General features: G+C 41.6%; 19 protein-coding genes and 1 pseudogene. 15 read left to right on the top strand and 5 right to left on the bottom strand.

All coding sequences use genetic code 11. The features are described from left to right. Nucleotides 1-270: 270 nt before the first annotated feature. From ABLA33_RS01155 to ABLA33_RS01140, 4 genes are all read left to right on the top strand, one after another. Complete coding sequence (locus tag ABLA33_RS01155; protein WP_311491034.1) at nt 271-1,047, top strand: radical SAM protein; 777 nt, start codon at nt 271-273, stop codon at nt 1,045-1,047. A 33-nt stretch (nt 1,048-1,080) separates the two neighbouring features. Further along, nucleotides 1,081-2,400, top strand: coding sequence for a tRNA lysidine(34) synthetase TilS (gene tilS / locus ABLA33_RS01150; protein ID WP_347718913.1), 1,320 nt, complete (start codon nt 1,081-1,083; stop codon nt 2,398-2,400). Nucleotides 2,401-2,591: 191 nt separating this feature from the next. After that, a complete protein-coding gene (locus ABLA33_RS01145) occupies nt 2,592-3,914 on the top strand; it encodes an ATP-binding protein (RefSeq protein WP_347718912.1) in 1,323 nt (440 codons plus the stop codon). Between the two features lie 265 nt (nt 3,915-4,179). Continuing rightward, complete coding sequence (locus ABLA33_RS01140; RefSeq protein ID WP_347718911.1) at nt 4,180-4,857, top strand: hypothetical protein; 678 nt, start codon at nt 4,180-4,182, stop codon at nt 4,855-4,857. A gap of 49 nt (nt 4,858-4,906) precedes the next feature. Here the strand turns inward: ABLA33_RS01140 and ABLA33_RS01135 are convergent, their stop codons facing one another. The 5 genes and pseudogenes from ABLA33_RS01135 to ABLA33_RS01115 form a co-directional block, all read right to left on the bottom strand. Next, nucleotides 4,907-5,116, bottom strand: a complete 210-nt coding sequence (locus ABLA33_RS01135) for a hypothetical protein (protein WP_347718910.1) — start codon at nt 5,114-5,116, stop codon at nt 4,907-4,909. An 83-nt stretch (nt 5,117-5,199) separates the two neighbouring features. Then, nucleotides 5,200-5,313 (bottom strand): annotated as a pseudogene (locus ABLA33_RS01130) (conjugal transfer protein TraG); the annotation flags it as partial. A 68-nt stretch (nt 5,314-5,381) separates the two neighbouring features. Continuing rightward, nucleotides 5,382-6,038 (bottom strand): phosphatase PAP2 family protein, encoded by a 657-nt coding sequence (locus ABLA33_RS01125; protein ID WP_347718909.1) that lies wholly within the window; start codon nt 6,036-6,038, stop codon nt 5,382-5,384. A 5-nt stretch (nt 6,039-6,043) separates the two neighbouring features. Next, entirely contained in the window at nt 6,044-7,891 is a 1,848-nt protein-coding gene (locus ABLA33_RS01120; RefSeq protein ID WP_347718908.1) for a sulfatase-like hydrolase/transferase, read from the bottom strand. Between the two features lie 188 nt (nt 7,892-8,079). After that, nucleotides 8,080-11,166: an outer membrane beta-barrel protein gene (locus ABLA33_RS01115; protein WP_347718907.1), complete on the bottom strand. Its 3,087-nt coding sequence runs from the start codon at nt 11,164-11,166 to the stop codon at nt 8,080-8,082. A gap of 325 nt (nt 11,167-11,491) precedes the next feature. Between ABLA33_RS01115 and ABLA33_RS01110 the strand changes: the two genes are divergently transcribed. From ABLA33_RS01110 to ABLA33_RS01060, 11 genes are all read left to right on the top strand, one after another. Next, the gene (locus tag ABLA33_RS01110) at nt 11,492-11,872 is read left to right on the top strand and encodes a hypothetical protein (RefSeq protein ID WP_347718906.1); all 381 of its coding nucleotides are present in this window, start codon (nt 11,492-11,494) and stop codon (nt 11,870-11,872) included. After that, a complete protein-coding gene (locus ABLA33_RS01105) occupies nt 11,848-12,864 on the top strand; it encodes a DUF5030 domain-containing protein (protein WP_347718905.1) in 1,017 nt (338 codons plus the stop codon). Before ABLA33_RS01110 ends, ABLA33_RS01105 begins: the two co-directional genes overlap by 25 nt. A gap of 198 nt (nt 12,865-13,062) precedes the next feature. Further along, a complete protein-coding gene (locus tag ABLA33_RS01100) occupies nt 13,063-14,097 on the top strand; it encodes a hypothetical protein (RefSeq protein ID WP_347718904.1) in 1,035 nt (344 codons plus the stop codon). Between the two features lie 230 nt (nt 14,098-14,327). Next, nucleotides 14,328-14,681 (top strand): DUF5675 family protein, encoded by a 354-nt coding sequence (locus tag ABLA33_RS01095; RefSeq protein WP_347718903.1) that lies wholly within the window; start codon nt 14,328-14,330, stop codon nt 14,679-14,681. A gap of 150 nt (nt 14,682-14,831) precedes the next feature. Beyond that, complete coding sequence (locus tag ABLA33_RS01090) at nt 14,832-15,050, top strand: hypothetical protein (RefSeq protein WP_347718902.1); 219 nt, start codon at nt 14,832-14,834, stop codon at nt 15,048-15,050. Nucleotides 15,051-15,192: 142 nt separating this feature from the next. Then, nucleotides 15,193-15,411: a hypothetical protein gene (locus tag ABLA33_RS01085; RefSeq protein WP_347718901.1), complete on the top strand. Its 219-nt coding sequence runs from the start codon at nt 15,193-15,195 to the stop codon at nt 15,409-15,411. A 220-nt stretch (nt 15,412-15,631) separates the two neighbouring features. Continuing rightward, a complete protein-coding gene (locus tag ABLA33_RS01080; protein ID WP_347718900.1) occupies nt 15,632-16,588 on the top strand; it encodes a hypothetical protein in 957 nt (318 codons plus the stop codon). Beyond that, nucleotides 16,585-17,376 (top strand): glycosyltransferase family A protein, encoded by a 792-nt coding sequence (locus ABLA33_RS01075; RefSeq protein WP_347718899.1) that lies wholly within the window; start codon nt 16,585-16,587, stop codon nt 17,374-17,376. Before ABLA33_RS01080 ends, ABLA33_RS01075 begins: the two co-directional genes overlap by 4 nt. A 106-nt stretch (nt 17,377-17,482) precedes the next feature. Continuing rightward, the gene (locus ABLA33_RS01070) at nt 17,483-18,202 is read left to right on the top strand and encodes a hypothetical protein (protein ID WP_347718898.1); all 720 of its coding nucleotides are present in this window, start codon (nt 17,483-17,485) and stop codon (nt 18,200-18,202) included. Between the two features lie 11 nt (nt 18,203-18,213). Beyond that, complete coding sequence (locus tag ABLA33_RS01065; RefSeq protein ID WP_347718897.1) at nt 18,214-19,284, top strand: hypothetical protein; 1,071 nt, start codon at nt 18,214-18,216, stop codon at nt 19,282-19,284. Continuing rightward, nucleotides 19,256-20,374, top strand: coding sequence for a glycosyltransferase family 4 protein (locus ABLA33_RS01060; protein ID WP_347718896.1), 1,119 nt, complete (start codon nt 19,256-19,258; stop codon nt 20,372-20,374). The genes ABLA33_RS01065 and ABLA33_RS01060 overlap by 29 nt, the downstream gene beginning before the upstream one ends. The last annotated feature ends 9 nt before the right edge of the window (nt 20,375-20,383 follow it).

Raw genomic sequence — 20,383 nt, 5'->3', positions numbered from 1 at the left:
CCCGCACCCACTGTCCCCGGAGGGGACACACCATGCTTAACCGCGGGTGATGCCCGAAGGGAGAACCCGTGGAGAGGGTGCACCACTCACCTCCGACACCAGCGGTGTCGTACAGCCGCCACAAAAACTTTCGCAACTATTTCTTTAGCTCCTAAAGCAGAAAAGATACGATTAAAAATAGAAGGCAAGATACATATGAAATAAGAAACAAGAGGAGGGTTTGGAAAATTCGGACGTTTACAGTAACTTCGCGCGGATAACTTATAGATTATGTCAACAATTATTTATCCTGCACCAGTATATGGTCCTGTCCACAGCCGAAGGATGGGAATTTCTTTAGGCATCAATTTGATGCCACGCGATGGAAAGGTTTGCACGTTCGATTGTGTCTACTGCGAATGTGGCTTCAATAAAGATCGCATTGCTCACTCCAAACGCCCCACACGGCAGGAGGTGCAACGTGCGCTCGAACTTCGTTTGGAGCAGATGCACATGGAAGGAGAAGTACCCGATGTACTTACCTTTGCTGGTAACGGAGAACCTACCACCCACCCCGACTTTTTGGGTATCATAGAGGATACCATCGCGCTGCGCAATCGTTTTTGTCCGAAAGCAAAGGTGAGTGTGCTGAGTAATGCCTCTTTTGCGGCGCGTCCCAATATCCGCAAAGCTCTCATGCTTGTGGATAACAATATCCTCAAGCTCGACACTATCAATCTGGAGTATATACAGCTCGTCGATCGCCCTTTGTATCCTTATGATATTGAAAAGGTGGTCGAAGCGCTCAAGGCTTTCAATGGGCATGTCATTGTGCAGACAATGTTCATGAAAGGAACCGTAGATGGGAAGAATGTGGACAATACGGGCGATGAATATGTGCTGCCATGGCTTGAAGCTGTCAAAGAAATCAAGCCACAGCAGGTAATGATCTACACCATCGACCGCGAAACGCCCAACCACGACTTACAGAAAGCTACTCACGAGGAACTGGATCGCATCGTGGCAATGATTGAGAAAGAAGGAATTCCTGCCACAGCTTCCTATTGAGAATCTTTCGCCCACAACTGACACAACAAGACATTGAAGTTTACAGACAATATCCGCCAACTCATCGTTCGCCATCATCTGCTCCATGATGGCGAGCGTGTTTTGGTAGCTCTCAGTGGTGGAGCTGATTCTGTTGCTCTTCTGCTGGTGTTGCGCGACTTGGGTTATCCTCTGGAGGCAGCACATTGTCATTTCCATTTGCGCGATGAAGAAGCCAACCGCGATGCCTCTTTTGTGGAGCAACTCTGCAAGCGATTGGATGTGCCGCTTCATCGTGTCGACTTCGACACAAAGGCGGTGGCGAAAGTGCAAAAAGTGAGTCTCGAAATGGCGGCGCGAGATTTGCGGTACACATGGTTCCGAAAATTGCTCCGTGAGCGCAATATCCGCTTTGTGGCTGTAGCGCATCATCAGGAAGACAACACCGAAACGTTCTTCCTCAACCTCCTGCGCGGTGCTGGTTTGCAAGGACTGACAGGTATGTCCGTTCGCACTACGGATGTTATCCGACCGCTCCTCGGCGTGACTCGACAAGAGATTGAAATTTACTTGAAAGAAAAAGGCGAAGCATTTGTTGTGGATAGTACAAATGCGGACACCTATTATAGGCGCAACAAACTGCGACAAGAAATACTCCCCTTGTTGCGCCAGATGAACCCATCGCTCGACCGCACCCTTGCAGAAACCATGCAGCGTATGGCCGAAGCCGACAACATCGTCGGAGAACAGTTTGAAAAGTTCCGAAAAGAAAGCGTGCGGGAAGAGACGTTCGGCATTTCCGTTGAAGTGGACACTTTGCTAAACTCCTCCGCGCCACAAACATATCTTTTCCTCCTCATGAAGGAGTATGGGTTCAGTTCTTCCCATATTTCTGACATCTTCCCTAAGCTGCAAGGCGAATCGGGCATTTTCTTCACGAGTACCACAGGGTGGGCCACTCTCCATCAAGGACGGCTCATACTTTCGCCTATCATTGAAGAAGTTCCCCCTACTCCTCTCGGCGAAAGCAATACAACATTGTCCGCTGGGCGCACATTGCTCATAGAAAAATGCGAGAAGGTAGAGATTAGCAGAGTTCCAGAAGTTGCCACCCTTGATGCCGACAAGATTCAAGGAGAGTTGTTCGTCCGCAGTCTCCAACCTGGCGACCGTTTCCACCCATACGGCATGAAGGGAAGTAAACTTGTGAGCGATTATCTCACCAATTGTCACCGCTCGCGCATTCACAAACGCGCCGCCCTCATCGTTTGCGATGCTGCTGGCCCGCTCTGGCTTGTAGGCGAACGCATCGACTGCCGCGCTGCCATATCGGAAACCACCACCCGCTGCTTAAAACTATCATTACATCTATAATTTCTCAGAGAGAACTTTGTCCTTTTAGCCTTTCAATAGAACCTCTATAACTTTTAGTTCTTTAATCACTCAGTAGAGATATATTTTTCTATTTAGAAAGCTTGCTGATTTTAAGAATAATTACCATATTTGCAAAAATAACTGCAGAAAAGCGTATCATCACTACATTTTTCCGCACTTAAAAATGTATTATGGAGATTAGAAGAGATATAATAGACTCTTTCAAGCAGTGGAAAGAAGATCCAAAAAGGAAGCCTATTTTGCTGAAAGGAGCAAGACAGATTGGCAAAACATGGGCGATGGAAGCCTTCGGTAGAGAGGCTTTTGAGTATTATGCTAAGTTTGACTTTGACCGCCAACCGGAATTGAAGTCAGTATTCCAAACATCTAAAAGCCCCGAAAGAATCCTCAAAGAGCTTTCGCTCTATACTGACATTCCTATTGTTGCAGGAAAAACGCTTATCATTTTTGATGAGATTCAAGAATGCGAAGAAGCACTGAATAGCTTGAAGTATTTTTATGAAGATGCTCCAGAGTATCATGTTATAGCCGCTGGTAGTTTGCTCGGTGTAGCAGTCAAAAAGCGCAACATGACAGTGCCAGTAGGTAAGGTAAGCATCATGCGTATGTACCCTATCACATTCCGCGAATTTTTGCGTGCTGCAGACGAAAGAACATATCGCTATGTGGAGGATTTAGACGAAGCGAACCATCTTCCCGAAATAATTTTCAATAAGTTGAAAATGGAATATCGGCGGTATCTCGTATGTGGTGGTATGCCCGAAGCAGTTATCAGCTTACTCGAAAATAGGGGAATGGAAGTTGTGGAGCAGGTACAGCAAGAGATTCTTGATCTTTATGAGCTTGACTTTGCCAAATATGCCACAGCAAGAGACATTCCACGTATTCATGCTATTTGGCATTCACTACCATCACAATTGGCCAAAAAAAATCGAAAATTCATCTATAAGATTGTTAAACCTGGGGCACGGTCTAAAGATTATGAAGACGCATTACTCTGGCTGGAGGATGCAGGTATGATTTACAGAGTTTTCAACATCAGCAAACCAGGACTACCTATTTCTGCCTACGAAGATCCTACTGCTTTCAAGGTCTACGCTTGTGATTGTGGACTACTTCGCCGCCTTGCCCGACTTCCAGCAACTGTGGTTCTAAATGCTAATGCTAATTACACCGAGTTCAAGGGGAGTATGGCAGAAAATGCTGTTGTACAATCCTTAATGCCATTGATGAAAGATGAAGTCCCTCATTATTGGTCTTCTGATAATCGAGCAGAGATTGAGTTTATCATTCAATGGGGAGAGAATATTATCCCAATAGAGGTAAAGGCTGAAAACTGCATTAGTGGGCGAAGCTTATCTGTGTATGCAGCGAAATATCAACCCAAAGAGCGTATCCGTTTTTCTTTTCTCAATTTGCAATACAATGAAGGATTGCTTAGTTGTCCCTCACCATTAGCTGATTGGTTTCATTATTTCTTACCAAAATCGTAATCTTTATTCTGCACGTAAACAAAAACCCATCTATGAAAGAAAAATCCGCAATGGTGTAGAAGTAATGGTCGTTTTGAAATACATATGAATACTATGGGTTGAAATATTTCTCCAAAACATTATGCTCAGTGGAAAAATAATATTGGTAAAGCATTCAAAGCACCTATGATTCGTGCTGCACGGGATTCTTTTTATAACTCAGAAACAAAGAAGTCAATTCCTAACCCTAATGCGGGAAAAATGCGATTACAATCCACTGCTGTATATGGTAGAACAATATTTTGGAAAACAAATTAATAAAAACTTCTCATTATACAAGATATTAATTATGAAAGTGTTTTTACTTCTTTTATTATTATATTTTCCTCTTAACAGTAAAGTAGCGGAAGCTCATCAGGTGGATGTTACCTTATCGTATGAATCTGGGTATATTTCCAAGAGTCTATATATAAATGAAAAGAAAGAAGCTGTCTATAAAAGCAAGAAAAAGAAACCTATAAGGCTCACAAAAGTCGAGAAAGATATGCAAAATATCTTTTTCGAACAATTAAAATACTTGGAATCGTGGGGGGTGAATATAAAATATCCGGAGGTTATTTTCGAAGACCTTTGTATTATCTCTGATATATTATCCAATTATGATAAGTCGGAAATTCAATCTTTTATTCAAACAAAAGGCGATTGTAAAACAATTAATATATTAAAAATCAACAAATATTACACATATATTAATGCAAGAGTCGATTATGTTTTAACGCTCACAATAGTTATAGAAAAAGGCTTACTTAAAGAGTTCCGATATGAATACAAGCCAGATTTTTCTGACGAGACCGTTATTTACAGATGTCAGTACAAATATGATAATTATGGTAGAATTATATATATAACAACTTTAGGGAAAGAAAAAAATGAGATTAGAATAACATATGCGAGTTTAAGATAATAAGAAAGACTATCTCATGAGCAATAAATTCGGGTAAAAGAATGGACTATTATCGGTCTACGACGACATCAATCATCTGATTTCGGAAAACGAAAAGGCCAAAACGGCGTCGTATCGATTGGATATGACCTATGGCATTATGGACGAGCCGCTCACCAAGAAACAAAAGGTGGATTCGAGTAAGGTGGCACAGACGTATGCGTTCGCTTATCTGTACGAGGACAACAACCACCCGACGGTACCCTCGCAAATCGGGCATAATCATTACATTTACGATGCCAACGGGAATCCGTTCACGGTAACCGACTCGACGAGCGAGATGCGCGAGATGTACCGGGACGACTCGAGGAGATTGTAATTCTCCAGAACGGTTTCCTGCATGCAATCCTTTCCGTCGCTGTCGGTAAAGTCAGTGATAACGGGAATAGGTTTGTATGCCTTTTCTTCCCGCCTGACCGCAATGGTTTCTGAATAAAGAATTCATTGCGGATTTTTATCTTGTATTGCCTATATCTCCACACTCCCTAATAGGGATAGAAAAAGGAAAGGATGAAAAAAGTGAGAAGCGTGAGGAGTAGGACGTAAAGAGGGACAGAGATTCCATGTAGCGGCTTTTCTTTTTGACTTCCTGCAACGTAACGAAACATATAATAAGACAAACTTGCACTAACAAAACCTACCATCGCGCCTACCAAGAGGTCGCCAGGATAGTGCCGGCCCAAATATATGCGCGTGTAGCACATCATTAGTGCCCACGCAAAGAGGAGCAGCGAGAGCCAACTCCGGCGAAGCAAATAGTGGATGAAAAACGCAAAGCCGAAAGCATTGGCGGCATGGGCAGAAGGGAAACCGTAAGCGCCGCCTCGATCGTTTGCCACTACATGAATGAACTGCGACAAGGGGTTGTCCAGATTGCATGGGCGCAAGCGATGAAAGATGGGACGCAGCAGCGTAGCCGTAATTTGGTCGGCGAAAAATATCGTCAGAAATATAGCTACAAAAATCAGAGCCGAAACGCGCCACTTGAAGTTGCGTAAAATCACAAAGACAAAAGCTGCATAGAAAGGTAGCCATATCCATTTAGATGAATAGAGCCACATAAAATTGTCCCAATACGGAGTGTGCCATCCATTGAGAAAGAGCATCAACTGTGTGTCCAGATCTGTGAAGAAATCAAGCATCTTTGTTAGCGTTTAGCAATATCATCGTAGAGTTTTTGCAAATAAGCTTTTGCCGGCCGCAAGTTCTGCCCTTTGCTCCGCCCAGTGTCGAGCATCACGCGGTGAGCTTGGTTGTCGTAGATAAGTTGGTTATCGGTGGTGACGAGCCCAAAAGCATCGGGCACAGCAAAGAAAGCGAAATGCGGAGCTTGGGGATTGAAGAGATTCTTACTAAAAGTGAACTCTTTGTGCGACAAGCCCAACTGCGCCAAGAGCGTGGCGGCGATGTCCTGCTGACCTCCAATAATATCTATGCGCTTCGGTTCTCGAACAGCTCCTCCTGTCAGAATGAGCGGAATACGATAGCGATTGATGTCAAAATTGCTAATATGAGGGGGATAGCACCCGAGATGGTCGGGAACAAGGATAACGAGCGTATTCTTCCATGCGGGCAACGTTCGGAAGTTGCGGAGAAAATCTCCAATAACACTATCAGTGTAGGCAAAGGCATTGAGGCGCTCGTCGCTTAGACGGTGGTACGGCACATCGAAAGGTTCGTGACTACTGCTCGTTTGCACCACGCGGAAGAAAGGCTGTTGCTGTGGTTTTTCGCTGCGGAGTTCTTCCCACACTTTGCGGAAAAGCAAATGGTCATGGACGCCCCATTTAGAGAGACGGTCGCCAACGGGGAAATTTTGGTCGGAGACAATATCCGTAAAACCTTGCGCCACGAGATAAGAGCGCATTTTGGTGAAATCTGCATCGCCCCCATAGTAGTATTTAGGACGATAACCGACTTTCAGAAGAGCGCCACAGATGGATGGGAGATGTGCCGTCTTACTGGGATACTTCATGATGCTCATCGTGGGCTGAGCTGGATAGCCACTCAAGATGCTAACCAATCCGCGGTCGGTGCGAAAACTATTGGCGTAGAAATTCGTGAAGAGAACTCCTGTTCGGGCTATCGAATCAAGGTTGACCGCCACATTGGGTAATCCGCCCATTTCCTTCATTAGGAAGTTGGAGAAACTCTCCATCACAACAATCATCACATTGGGGCGTTGTGTGGTCAGCAGGGAGTCGGAAAGCACCACGTTCGCTTCCGGCTGTTCTTGCATAGAGCGGAAGAGGTGCGTTGCCGCACGATCGTCCATGAAGCGATATTGTTTCGCGAAATCCTCTTGTCCTACCAATGATTCCATCAAACTGAAAAGCGGATTCACGGCGGCATGATTGAGAACAGGGTCGCTACTGTAGAAAACTTTTCCTACGTTCATCGTCGACGTTGTTATCCCACCGCGGATAGGGAGAAACAAAGCGGCTGTGAGAAGAAACAGAGCCAAGCTCTTCCAGGCTCTATTGTGAATTCTCTCAAACTGCGGCCAACGCTTCGGGCGAAGCAAGAAGAAATAGAACACGGCATAAATGGCGACACTGCAAAGAGCCGTTAGCAACAAGCCGAGGAGCAAGAATCCAAAGCTCACACTGGCCACTGCCTCCTGTGGCGACGAGAAGAAATAGAACAAAGGCGTTGAATCAAGTGGGAATCCCCAATAGCCATAGAGCACAAGATTCAGGATGAAAGCCATCGCTACGATAGTAGATATACAGCCAAAATAAGCCATCAACGTTCGCCGCGGCCACTGCTCTTTTCGCCAAAGCGTGGGGAGTAGCAGCAAAGCTGGAATGACGGAGAGATACCCTGCCATACTGAAATCAAGCGGGAGTCCGTGGTACATAATGCTCAACCAATCTGTTGCGCGGAGGTGCTGCACGTTTTGTCCATACACAAGGAGAAAGAAAGGTTTTTGCAGAACAAAACAAACGACCCATAGAAAGTAGACACCGAAAAATCGGCCTATCCTCGTTTTCATTACGTCTTTATTTTTTAGCAAAGTTAGTAACAGAATCAATTCCCTGCAAAGAGTAGACTATAAAATTCGGTAAAACACAATAAGGACGCGCTTTGCGGCAAACAGTCTTCTCCATGTAGGGAGGAAGAAAGCAGAGCTCGCAAAGCGCGTCCTTATCTTATTGAAATGTCTGATTGTTTTAGTGTGGCTTAGAAGCGACTGCTGGGGGACAGGACAGCCGGGCCAGGACCGCCACCAGGACGTCCACCACTGGGACGACCACCGGGACCAGGACGACCTCCAGGTCCCTCTTTCCACTCACCATCGCGCTTAGCATCAGCATCTTTTGAAGAACTGCTACCTGGGAAGATGTTCAACTTATATATAAGGTGTACCATGAAATAAGAGTTGATGGCATTGTTCCAAGAGTCGCTGCGTAGCTGAGCATTGAGCACGCGGCTGATATTGCTTTGCTGCTGGAGAATGTCATAGACCTGCACGCTGAGTGTCAGGTTCTTTTTCTTGAGAAAACTCTGACTGAGCTGAGCATTCCAAAGCAGTTCATTTGTATTCATGGAGCTTACCGAATATCCACGGCGACTGCTCATACGGATGTCTGTGGAGAGACTCATTCCCCAAGGTGCGTTGAAATTGGCCTCTGCTCCATAGCTGAATTGCCAAGTGTTGAGATTGCCCGACGTTTGGATGCTGTTGCGCGAGTGCTGATAATTCAGCATACCGATAAAACCTGCATCAAAAAAGGAGGCACGATAGTTGAGGCGTAAGTGCTCGCCCACACTCAGGGTCTTATTTATATTTTTCTCCGCACTGGCAGAATTGAACACATTATTATAATACGCTGTATTGTGCTGACTACGCACACCTGTGGTCTGCAAATAGGCCGCCACAAGACTGCGCGTGTGACCAGCACCACTCACGCGGCTCACATAGCCTACATCGTGATTGAAGCTGAAATTAGTGAACGAGGAGAGTGTCCAAACCTTGTTTTTACCAAAGCCGAAATTATACATACCATGTGCTCCCATACTCCAGATACCATCGATATTTTCTGGACGAGAATAGCGCACACCTGTAGCGTCATCGTAGACCATGCGCGTGGAGATGGCGTTAGACGTTTGCGTGAAATCGAAACCGAAGAACATTCCTGCTTGTTGCTCTGGATTGTAGCCACGATACTGAACCTGCAACGTATTTACCCACGAGGGTTTCAAGCCGGGATTACCCATAGTAATGAGCAAAGGATTGCTATCATCCACCACGTCGAGCAGGTTCGTCATCGAAGGTTGCGATGCAGAGCCTCGGTAGTTGAACTCAAACTGATTGGTCTTGGAGAATTGATAGCGGAAGCGCATTTGTGGGGAGACGTTGAACACTTTGCGTACCACGGTGGTATCTATGTTCTGTCCGGGGCGTTCGTACGCCAATTTTGTGCGTTGTGGATTGAAACTTACGCCAGCATCGAAACGGACTATTTTATTGTTGTAGCGCACGCCCAGATTCACACTATTATTGAAATAACGATAGGTGGCATACTGTGAATTGTAGTCATCACGCACTGCTTGCAGAACTTGGGCTTCGGTAGGAAGCGTTCCCAGTGGCGGATAAGCCAGTGGGTTGCCCCAGGTGAGCGAGTCGATCTCATTCAGATTGTAACGGCTGCGGTCACTATCTTGATAACGGAAGGAGTATTCATAACGCACCTGCGCGTTCCAATTTTTAGCAAAGGGTTCGGAATAGCCAAAGCGCAAACCATAATTATAGTTTTTATTGGGCGTCCAACTATACTGATTGAGGAAGCTTGCGGCCTTGCCGTTATAGTATTGTATATCCGAGATGGAATAGGTGCTACTGTGTCCCTGGCTATAGTTATAGTTTGCACGGAAACTCACATTTCGTCCGTTGCTTCCCAAGCGACGAATGATATCCATGCTTCCACCCACAGAATTATTAACGCTACTGCCTTTCGAGAGCTGTTCGCTACGATTGACAGCAATACTGGTGAGGGCAGCGGCAGGATTAGCTGCAAAGATGCTATCCAGCGGCGAACCGCTCAAACCATAAGGATCGCTTTTGAAAGTGGCACTCCTGCTCTTGCTGCTGTTATGGCTGTCGCTATGCGAGAACGTGGGACGGATGTCTATATAAGTCATAGAGTCGGGGCTCCACTCCAGCTTCAATTCGCCATTAACGAAGGTAGAGGACGAGAAGCTTCTAGAGAGGCTGTTCGCAAAGCTACTGGAAGAGCCACTGGTGAGAAATATCTCCGAATTGGTCTTAGCGAGGAGGTCAACTCCCGTGTGGCTGTAGCGAACGTTTCCACCCAGTTCCAAACGGCCTGCTTCGCGCTTTTTCTTACCATTCTCCCATTCGAAGTCCAGACCAAACATTTTGCTCGAGGTAAGTCCGTTACTTCTGCCAAAGCCACGCGGGCCGCCGAAACCTTCGTCGCCCGTATTGTTGAGCGAACCGAAAAGAGAAATACGGCTGTTGTCGGAGAAGCGAGTGGCAAAAAATTTCTCAGCATAACGGTCTTTATTACCCCACCCCAAATCGGCATTAACGATCCACGACTCGTTCAGCTCGCGCTTCGTCATGATGTCTAGTACGGTAGTTTCTTCACCATCGTCGATACCTGTTTGCTCTGTGTAGTCGCTTTTCTTGTCGTACGCCTTCAGCTTACTGACCATCTCAGTAGGCAGATTCTTCATCGCCACCTTTGTGTCACCCTTGAAGAAGTCTTTACCGTTGACGAGAAAGCTCTTGACGGTTTTTCCGTTCCACTTAATCGTTCCGTCGTCGCTCACTTCCACACCAGGCAACTGCTTAACAAGCGATTCGAGGGTGGAACCCGTTGGCGTGCGATAGGCCGAGGCGTTGAACATGGTTGTATCGCTCACCTGCTGCACACGCGCGGCAGTACCAGTGACTACGGCCGATTGCAAGGTGTATTTATCGCCCACCAAACCTATGATGCCCAAATCAATGGAATCATTGTTCTCCGTAAGTGTCACCATGCGATCCGCTTTCGAATAGCCCACAAAACTGACGCGCAAAATATACGCACCAGGCTGTGCCACACGAAGTTTGAACGCACCAACGCTGTCGGTCATTGTCCCAATGATTTTCGTGCTATCGAGCTTCATCAGCGTGGCCGAAGCAAACTCAAGTTTGTTCATATTGCGCTCGTCCTCCACGCTGCCCGTAACCACATATTTTTGGGCCAAAAGCGTTTGAGAGATGATGAGAGCGAGCAATGAAAAAAGAAGTCGTTTCATGCAATTACTTTCTTGTGAATAATCCTGTTTCAATCATACAGACATAACCCTCCCTAGGGCGATGTCACTTTCTTAGTGACGAATGATGAAGAAAAAGGTTTAATTGCAACTCCTTTTTTTAATAAAAATAAAGCCTTCATCCCAGAATTGCAATGGTACTTTTCTTTATTCATAAAATACCTGTACAATTCGGGGATGAACCTTTTTTGTAAAAGAGATGTTTTAGTTGTTGAAAATTTACAAGAAACATTTGGCGTTAAACAATTTTCTATGAATCTTTGTAGCGCTAATTATAATAAAGCACACTAATAATTGTTATCATGCTATGTCATCTATACCTACAGTAGATAAGACACTCATCGGACAATTAGTAAAACATGTCTTAGTAGAAGTTCTAACTGTGAAAACTCCAGGAATTTGCTTTAGAATACAAAAGAATCTTTACGATACAATGTATCATAGCCATCCTTATCAAGACGGATATGCTTATGGTCCGTCTCATACTGATACGAGTTCCTTTGACGAACTACGGATTTATGGTTTTTCTCATGCTGTAGTATATGAATCTACAACAGGGGAGTTCATTTCCTATGAAGGTGTTCCTGAAGACGGTGAGGTTACAGAAAAAAATATGGATCGAAGTTTTCATTCAAATAGCGAAAGAAAAAAAGATATTAACAAATGCATAACATCTTGTTCATTTTAGCTGTTTTATTGAGTGTCCCATCATATGCCCAACAATGTATGAGAGGAGATAAAGGCTTATTGTTGTCTCTTCCCTCGCTGCAATATGTGTCACTGGATGAAATGCGTGCGTCCTTTTTCCATGCAGCTCCGCATTGGGAATCCATACGACCTCTTGATAAAGAGTTGAAATCTAAAAATAAATCGTGCGAGAAACTTATTGGGTGGCCTCTGGGGACAGTCATGTTTGTCAGTACTCCATCAACGAGTCTTCCTTCGGGAAACAAGCATATCAATGCAGATTGGTTCTTTCATCTACGAACGGAAGAAGAGCCTTATGATTTTTGTGTGTCCAAATCAGATGCTTCGTTAATGAAGGAAGATACAAAGAGACTTGTCTCTGAACAAACAAAGTCAGATACAACCAAAATTCCAGCTGTTTGGCTCAATGGTAAATTCTGCTTCATAACAAATCCTCTTCCATACTTTGGCTTTGTAGTCTCTAACGAATTCGGTTGTTTTGAGGTATTAAAAGGACAACGACAGCATCAGGCTTTTGAAACATATAAAAGTGCGTACTTTACTAAGGCTAACGAATATGCACTTTTCAAAAATAATGTCTCCTTTGTTTTCGATGGTGGGATATATTGGGACATTAAGCGATTGTTTGCTCAATCGTGCGTGATGAGTGAAGAGTTAAATGCTAAAGGTCAGCATTACAAATTATCTTCAGACACCGCTGATTACAATCTGATTGCCTATGTTTCATCTACAGGAAATATCAGCATAGATATTCTGACACCTGAAACTCTTTCAGACAATAATAAGAAAGATGTGGCTCTGCTTACTGACTACTTCACCCACTTACCAAAATGGACACTAACTCCCCTCTATGTCTCTGACGGCAGGATTCTTTCCGGACGTTACTATCACATTCAAAAAAAAGGAACAACATGGCGAATTATGGACTATCTCGAGGCAGCCGTGCGTAAGAGAGTTCGGATAGAATTATAGAGAACATATTAGGTTCTTCCGAAATATGAAGTGATAAATAGATAAAACAATAAAAGGTACATGTTTTTGATATAAACAAGCAGAATTTATCAGCATCTCAAATTAGCAAATTGAAAGATGCATTGAAACAAGAAGGCTGCAAAGTCCTGTATGAAAAAGGATGTATTCATGTTGAAATAACTTTATAATACCAAATGTATGAAATATAGTAAGATCTTATTATTCCTCTTTTTTTTACTATCAGTGGCAGGAAAAGGGCAGCAGGTAGACTATGCTGCGTCTTTCTCGTTGCGCAACTTGGACACCACCCCCTGGATGCAGCTCATTCCAGAAGATTTTGAGATGTCCTTCCAAATAAAAAATGGCAAAAAACAATGTGTGCTGAATATGACTACAGACGAGTTTGTTACAGCCAGAGAAGGGTATATCGTTTATTTCTATCATGGAGAAACGGACAAGATTTCTTCTACGGACAGTGTTTTTCAATTGACCCTACAACCTGATTCGCGGAAAATACTTGATGTACCTGCCAATGTTTCAAGCAAACAAAGTTATGCAAGTGATTGGAACAATTGGATAAGCAAAGGAGAATTAGAGCCTGTAACTTACAACGTCCGTTTGTTAAATGATGGTTATGGCATTCTCACTTCCTCTGTCGACACATCTAAGCGAATCCTTGTGCCAACGACAACAAAAACAATCTTGAACAAGTATCCCATAAAGGTCTGGAAGCGTTTTTTCAATATTTTACGAGAATATTATAATGATTCTCCTGTTGATGAAATGTCTTTATTTAAAGCGAAAAGCACAAAATACGCTCGTCTTTTGTGCTCACTACTCCGGTCTCATCCTAATTTTCTCCCGGGATATTATGAGCTGCAAGCTACAGCAATGGACAAGGTTGACATGATAAATTATTTGAATAAGGGACTATCTATCTACCCTACCGATATACGCCTTTTAACTTTTAGGGCTTTGGCAGCAAAAGAAACCGGCGACAAGGAAAATGCAGAGTTTTTTTTCCGAAAGGCAGAGCGCTTGTGTACAGAACATCTTAGCGTCCAGCCAAGAGATTGGAACACTCACATCCGACTTCTCTTCATCAACTATCAGTTGACGGCTGATAAAGAACAACTATGCTCACGTATAAATCTATTAAAAAAACAAATCCCCCATCTCACGAAGGATGAAGGAGAACGCATTGATGCCTTTTTACAGATAATCAGCGAGTAAGAATTCTTTTTAATACCTCTTCAAACCCTTTTCTTGTTAATGGGATTTGAAGAGGTAACAGATGTTAGAATAAAGCCCCATGATGTGAGTTTTATCAGCATGATTCTTACAGGGAATATAATAGTAGAGATAAGTAGTCGAACCTTAAATATATTTGTAACCAATTACAAATCATCAAAATTTTATTTTATGAAAATAAAAAGAAGACTCTCGCATTATTAAGAAAAGACATGCAAATATTGAACTGCGAAGAACAATCTTGTTATGTTGGCGGAGATCATGTAGTTGTAGATGTTGTGCGTTCTTATTTTGGAAAGAATAGTACAGGTAGTATCTATACGGCCACAGCCTATGATGACTATGGTAATGTCATCTCGCAATCAACTGGTTATTTCCTAGAACCTCGTTATGATCCAGCTAAAGAAAGAATAAGCGGTTCTGATACAGCAATAACTAATGGCAGTTATAACGTTATACCTACCACTTTTCATGGAAGAACAGGCTATTATGAATTGTCTGGAGTTCCTGGCAGATCTGGTATAAAAATTCATGAGGGAAATACAGGTAAAGACACATGTGGATGACCTCTTCCTGGATCTGGAAAACAAGAATGTGGTAAAGATGATTACATGGTAATAGAAAGCAAAAAAACGAGATGAACTTTTTGCGCTATTTAAACAACATGGAAATAGTGGGATTGTTATGAATATTATAACAAAAAAGATCATTAAAAGATGCGCACGTTAACTCTACTTTTCGCTTCTATATGGTGTCCTTTGATAGCTTTTTCTCAAGAAAAAACAGGGGTAGAAAAGTTAGTATCATCTTATGAATCTTTACAAAAAACATCAAAAGACAGTATTGCTCAGCGCATTTTTTCACTGCTTATCCAGCAAATTTTGAAGAACTTCAGTCTTGTTTTGTTTCTAACAGATTTTGCACAACAGAATTAGATGCCATAGCGTATTTAAACGCTTTAAAAAAATAACTTATATCTCTGAGGTAGAAAAAATACACCGATTATTTAACATTATAGTTGAAACTCATTGGCAAGCGGATGCATACAACTATCACTTGCAGTATATGAGAACTTTGATGGGAAAGAACGTACAACGTGCGTTTACTCTTATCGCTGCAGAATCTGAGACTCGTCAAATCCTCTTTTGGCAAGCCTATTGGCAAGGACCTGCTTTAAATATTTCTCAGCAGCAAGATTTCTTTTTATATAATAGCATTGCCAATTATAAGAAGGAGAAGCAGATCATGAAAGACGCGTATCAGCACTTTCGTGCGAAAGTTCCAATCAAAGATTAGTTTGAAGAATATTACGATAAGCTAACTTCTATAGACTGAACGTTTTATTTTTCGCTCTCCGCAGTCTTTTTTTTGTAAAAGAGATGTTTTGGTTATTTAAAATTCACAAAAAACGTTTAATATTGAATATACCTTTATATATCTTTATATATCTTTGTACCATCAATTATGATAAAGCATATAAAAGCATACTAACAATTGTTGCCATACTATATCACCTATGCATACAATAGATAAGACACTCATCGGACAATTAGTAAAACATGTCTTAGTAGAAGTTCCAACTGTGAAAACTCCAGGAATTTACTTCGGTATGGCAGGTATCTCTATAGCTCTTTTTGAAGCAGCAAAAGTATTAGAAGATAAAGAAGTAGAAGAACGAGCTTTTAATCTTATTCAGCATGCTCTTGTTTCCCATTCCTTTGATAAAAGTTATGAAAGCGGACTTTCAGGTATAGGCATGGCTCTTATATATCTCATACAAAGGAATTTTCTTGAAGCCGATTTTAATGAATTGTTTTCAGATAAATTACAACTTATCTTGAATGCCTATGAAAAAGTGGATTTACAGCCTAACACTTTACTTTCTACAACAAGAGTCGTGCAATTTCTTTCGGCAGTAAAACCACTTTCTGACAAATCGGAAATTCAATCTGTTATCAATAAATTTTTGCAAGGAATAGAACTTTTTCTATCTATTCAGTTTTTCGATTGGCGAGATCCACATTATGTTGGGAAGAAGCAATCTGTCATCGGCCTTTTTAATACTTACCTGAAGCTTGTAAAGACTGCTAAATATAAACATTATTCAAGGACTCTCTTGCAAGCATTCTTGCAGCTTTTTAAAGAAGGACGAATTGCTAAATCTCTGCACTTAGGCTCTTCTTTAGCAGCAATAGCAGAAATGGATGAAAGTGATGAATATCAAGACATCATTGATGAAAACATACGGTATGGACTAAAAAATATGTATTTTTCTCATGCTTTCTTGGATGAACAAATTTCTATCCTTAATGCAGTCTCTCTGTTACCAAAAGAATATACCTCTCTTCGTATCCGAATTCTTTCCAAAAAGCTGATTCCCAATCTGCGCCCTAATACTCCACCCTCATCTCTACTAAGTGGCTTATCGAGATGGATACTTTATTTGTGCAATCCTCAAAATAACCTATTATGACAAAACAGGACCCTCTTGTATCTATTTTGCTTCCTGTAATAGGTCCGTATTCTACATGGAAAGACACCTATGAGAGTCTCTACAATCAGAGTTATAGCTGCTTTGAAATTTCAATTTTACCAATTGGTGAAAGAGCTAACATATTTGTCAAGAAAGATGACCGAACACATATAATGGATACTTCAACTTCAATTGAAGATGCATGGAACTTAGGCTTAACTACAGCCAAAGGTGAATTTATTGCATTAGCTCAAGCAGGCTCTGTCTGGCTATCTGATAAATTGCAAGTTCAACTTGTTCATTTTTGCGACCAAAAAGATCTTATTGTGTGCGCAACAAGCATACATTCGTTTTTAAGGAAAAGACAAAACTCCACGCAGTATGGTCTTATTAAATCACCTGTTTCGGAATTCAGTCGCGAAAATATCATCTATTTGGGCACGGCACTTATTCAGCGTTCTTTTTTACAAAAACATAACTTATGTTTTCGAAAGGCTGAAGGTGAATATGGTTTGTGGGCAGACATTGTTGTCCACGGAGGTCAATTTTATATTGAATCGCAAGAGTTAGTATTTATGCCTCTATCTGCAAACAAAAGGACGAACACAGATGATAGCTCAATACCACACCGCATGCACTGCGCAATTTTAGAACAATTTGCATCAGAAAATAGCGAGTGGAGAAATTTATTAGAATGTCTAATGAATATGAAGCGACAGCTATTATTGAATAAAAAAGAAATAGATTCTCTCTTATACCTTCTTGCTACTCATACGAGAGATAGCTGAAAATACTTTAAGAAAATCCAAAGGCAGAAAGCAATATAATTAAATTCATGAACATAATTCTAAAATATTAGAATTATATACTAATCTCTAACATCATAATATTATTATGGCAAAAAAAATTACACGCCAAACTCTTGAACAATTAGCAACATCTTTTGCTGCTTTGAGCAAAGAAGAACAACACACTTATATAGGTGGTGGCATTATCGTAGTGGATTGCAACGGAGCAGTCATTTCAGACAACTCCATTTTAAGCAAGATATCTGCATACCAACAGATGTCTGATGAAAGCGATAAAACTTACTGGGTCGTTTATGATCCTAAAAGAGGCGGATCCACGCCTTTTGCGACAAACGGAAGTATTTCTAATAAATCTACAGCCGATCCAAATGTTTGTTTTGATGGTTATCCTATAACAGATATTTCTGGTACCGCAGTGACAAAAGAACTGTTAGCTTATTTGGCTGAACGGACAAAAGTAGAATGGGGAGCCATGATTGATTCCACGGGAAATAGAGGTGGCAGACTTTACAGTTCTGGACTTTCGATGGCTGTGTATCGTCCTTCCGACTTGCAGGGAGGATATGATCTTTCATATCATACTCATCCTTTTTTCGATCCACATAGTGAAACAGAACCAAGCTATAAGCTCTCTGAGTCAGATAGAGATCTTGCAGAGGAAGATGCAAAGAAAGGAGTCAAAAAAAGTGCTTATTATGATGCAGAAAGCAATCAATGGGTTGTTTATCAAGGCTCTGCTGGAAAAGGGGAAGTACAATATGGCTTTCATCGGACAAGTCCTGCAGGGCTAAGTGAAGACTGGTAAAATTCTATATCATGAAAACCTTAATAAAACTATTAATATTGTTGTCTATTCCTTATAATACGCTGTTTGCACAAAATGTGCAAACATGGAATGACAGCATGAAAGTGACATTTGTACGTCCTGTTGTTTCCTTGGAAGAAATAAAAACGACCTACAAGGATTTCATGGAGAAGGAAGGAAAAACAACGACTACCTCTCATGAATTATTTGGTGAGACAAGTTGGTTTCTCTCCCCTATCTATTCAGACACACTATTTTTCAAACAACACCATGTAGTCCCTCAATGGCAGATTATAAGAGATAACAATAGTGATTGGCCTGATATACGTATTGTAGCGCTATATAATGTAGAAACAAAGCAGAAAGACACCGTGGCTTGGAACGCAGCTATAAAGCATTATGGTTATGAACTACTAACAGACTTTTGGGGAAACGTAGTCAAGGTGCTCCCTTTCCATCTTCGAGACGGTTTTCATCAGGTTGCAGTACACACTTTTCCGTATGTAGGTTTTACTGCTTGCCGCAGAACGGCGTATTTAGGAATAAAGAACGGACAATATCGAGGTTCTGTTTTTGATTTGTCTTTCACCACCTCTGATTATGTATCACGTGCTATAGGTTATCTTGGAGGCAATGACGAGACACGAGGTGATTGGGACAATCCTTATTATATGGCTACAGCTTATATTCTGCTCGCCCACGAACTTTCTATATACATGAAAGATGTAAAAGTAGAGAAATTTAATCGCACTTTTTTTGTAGAAGTGGATAGAACGGGACATCTAATTCTGCATCCATTGGACGATAACTATACTTCTGAAGAAAAGCGAATATTCAAGATGCTTCAGATTCAGATAAAGCGGATAGAGCCTTTTGCTTTGCACGGAATTCAACTTGCAGACGGACGTTTTCTACCTGGTCATTTTATGGAGATCTATAAAAACAAAACCCTTCACACAGATAAAGACAACAAGCAACTTGACAATCAGAGGAAAGAGACATTCAATCGCTGGAAGATAGGTCTACCTAGGTATCAAAGGTTAGAAAGAGGAAATGCATATAGTCTTTTTAAGCACTGGTGACCCCTTTTCGATACATCATTGGTCGGGTACAACAAACCACATTTTAAAAGCATTACAGCGTTTACACCAAGTCACAATAGTTGGGCGCGGTTTATTGGAACAAATGAGATTTTTTTCTGAAGTTTGTTTTACCCGACCTAAAGAAGTGGAGCGATATTGTCAGCTGATAGGAGCGCTTTGCAGTGAACGAATAAAGAATATATCAGATGCAGATCTAGTCTTCTTTGGCGATTTATATATTGATGCCTTTTTAGACATAGATATTCCTGTCATAAATTTAAGCGATACAACCTTTACTCAAATGATAGAATTCCGCCAAGAAAATCATAGGGCCTACGTCCCGTCTATGATAGAATGTGAGCGAAAAGCTTTGAATCAGATATATACTAAAATTCTTTATGCCTCAGAGTGGCCCAGAGAATGTGCTGTCAATTACTATAATTGTGACAGGGCCAAAATAGAAATTATAAACTTTGGTGCCAATCTACCTCATCCTGTAAACTATCAAGTTAATATTGATTTATCATATTGCCATATAGTCTTTATTGGCCGAAGTTGGAAGAACAAAGGAGGAGACATAGCATTTGAAACATTCCGTATTCTTCAGCGTAAAGCTTTTCCTTGCAAAATGACTTTTATAGGTTGCATACCTCCTATAGGAGAACCTATACCAGACAATATCGAAATTATCCCTTTTTTGGATAAAAATAAACCAGCTGATTTAGGAAAACTTTGTTCTATACTTTATAATGCTCATTTTTTAATTTTACCTACTCGGTTCGAAGCTTTCGGAATCGTTTTTGCAGAAGCTTCAGCATATGGAGTTCCTAGCATTGCAACTCGAGTAGGAGGGACTATTGGTGCAATTAAAGAAGGTAAAAACGGATTTTTATTGCCTTTAAGCGCCAAAGCAGAAGAATATGCAAATAAAATCATCAGGGTTTTTTCTGATCAAAAGACATACTTACAACTAAGGAAAAATACACGAAGAGAATACGAAACACGATTAAATTGGGATATTTGGTCAAAAAAAGTTACTAAGATTTTCGAACAAACAGTAGAACAATATAAAAATGAACAAAAAGGCTGAATCTTGGTG

Origin of the sequence: uncultured Alloprevotella sp., assembly GCF_963536905.1 — a bacterium.
GTDB lineage: Bacteria > Bacteroidota > Bacteroidia > Bacteroidales > Bacteroidaceae > Alloprevotella.
Note: the sequence above shows the minus strand (reverse complement) of the source record. Positions and strands in the feature narration are given on the sequence as shown.

What these genes read in the sequence shown, in the direction of transcription:
- ABLA33_RS01155 (WP_311491034.1), top strand. Translation starts at nt 271, where the DNA reads ATGTCAACAATTATTTATCCTGCACCAGTATATGGTCCTGTCCACAGC.
- ABLA33_RS01135 (WP_347718910.1), bottom strand. Translation starts at nt 5,116, where the DNA reads ATGCCCGATTTGCGAGGGTACCGTCGGGTGGTTGTTGTCCTCGTACAG.
- ABLA33_RS01065 (WP_347718897.1), top strand. Translation starts at nt 18,214, where the DNA reads ATGAAAACCTTAATAAAACTATTAATATTGTTGTCTATTCCTTATAAT.
- ABLA33_RS01070 (WP_347718898.1), top strand. Translation starts at nt 17,483, where the DNA reads ATGGCAAAAAAAATTACACGCCAAACTCTTGAACAATTAGCAACATCT.
- ABLA33_RS01085 (WP_347718901.1), top strand. Translation starts at nt 15,193, where the DNA reads ATGGGAAAGAACGTACAACGTGCGTTTACTCTTATCGCTGCAGAATCT.
- ABLA33_RS01125 (WP_347718909.1), bottom strand. Translation starts at nt 6,038, where the DNA reads ATGCTTGATTTCTTCACAGATCTGGACACACAGTTGATGCTCTTTCTC.
- ABLA33_RS01075 (WP_347718899.1), top strand. Translation starts at nt 16,585, where the DNA reads ATGACAAAACAGGACCCTCTTGTATCTATTTTGCTTCCTGTAATAGGT.
- ABLA33_RS01110 (WP_347718906.1), top strand. Translation starts at nt 11,492, where the DNA reads ATGTCATCTATACCTACAGTAGATAAGACACTCATCGGACAATTAGTA.
- ABLA33_RS01115 (WP_347718907.1), bottom strand. Translation starts at nt 11,166, where the DNA reads ATGAAACGACTTCTTTTTTCATTGCTCGCTCTCATCATCTCTCAAACG.
- ABLA33_RS01095 (WP_347718903.1), top strand. Translation starts at nt 14,328, where the DNA reads ATGCAAATATTGAACTGCGAAGAACAATCTTGTTATGTTGGCGGAGAT.
- ABLA33_RS01080 (WP_347718900.1), top strand. Translation starts at nt 15,632, where the DNA reads ATGCATACAATAGATAAGACACTCATCGGACAATTAGTAAAACATGTC.
- ABLA33_RS01145 (WP_347718912.1), top strand. Translation starts at nt 2,592, where the DNA reads ATGGAGATTAGAAGAGATATAATAGACTCTTTCAAGCAGTGGAAAGAA.
- ABLA33_RS01100 (WP_347718904.1), top strand. Translation starts at nt 13,063, where the DNA reads ATGAAATATAGTAAGATCTTATTATTCCTCTTTTTTTTACTATCAGTG.
- ABLA33_RS01105 (WP_347718905.1), top strand. Translation starts at nt 11,848, where the DNA reads ATGCATAACATCTTGTTCATTTTAGCTGTTTTATTGAGTGTCCCATCA.
- ABLA33_RS01060 (WP_347718896.1), top strand. Translation starts at nt 19,256, where the DNA reads ATGCATATAGTCTTTTTAAGCACTGGTGACCCCTTTTCGATACATCAT.
- ABLA33_RS01140 (WP_347718911.1), top strand. Translation starts at nt 4,180, where the DNA reads ATGGTAGAACAATATTTTGGAAAACAAATTAATAAAAACTTCTCATTA.
- ABLA33_RS01120 (WP_347718908.1), bottom strand. Translation starts at nt 7,891, where the DNA reads ATGAAAACGAGGATAGGCCGATTTTTCGGTGTCTACTTTCTATGGGTC.
- ABLA33_RS01090 (WP_347718902.1), top strand. Translation starts at nt 14,832, where the DNA reads ATGCGCACGTTAACTCTACTTTTCGCTTCTATATGGTGTCCTTTGATA.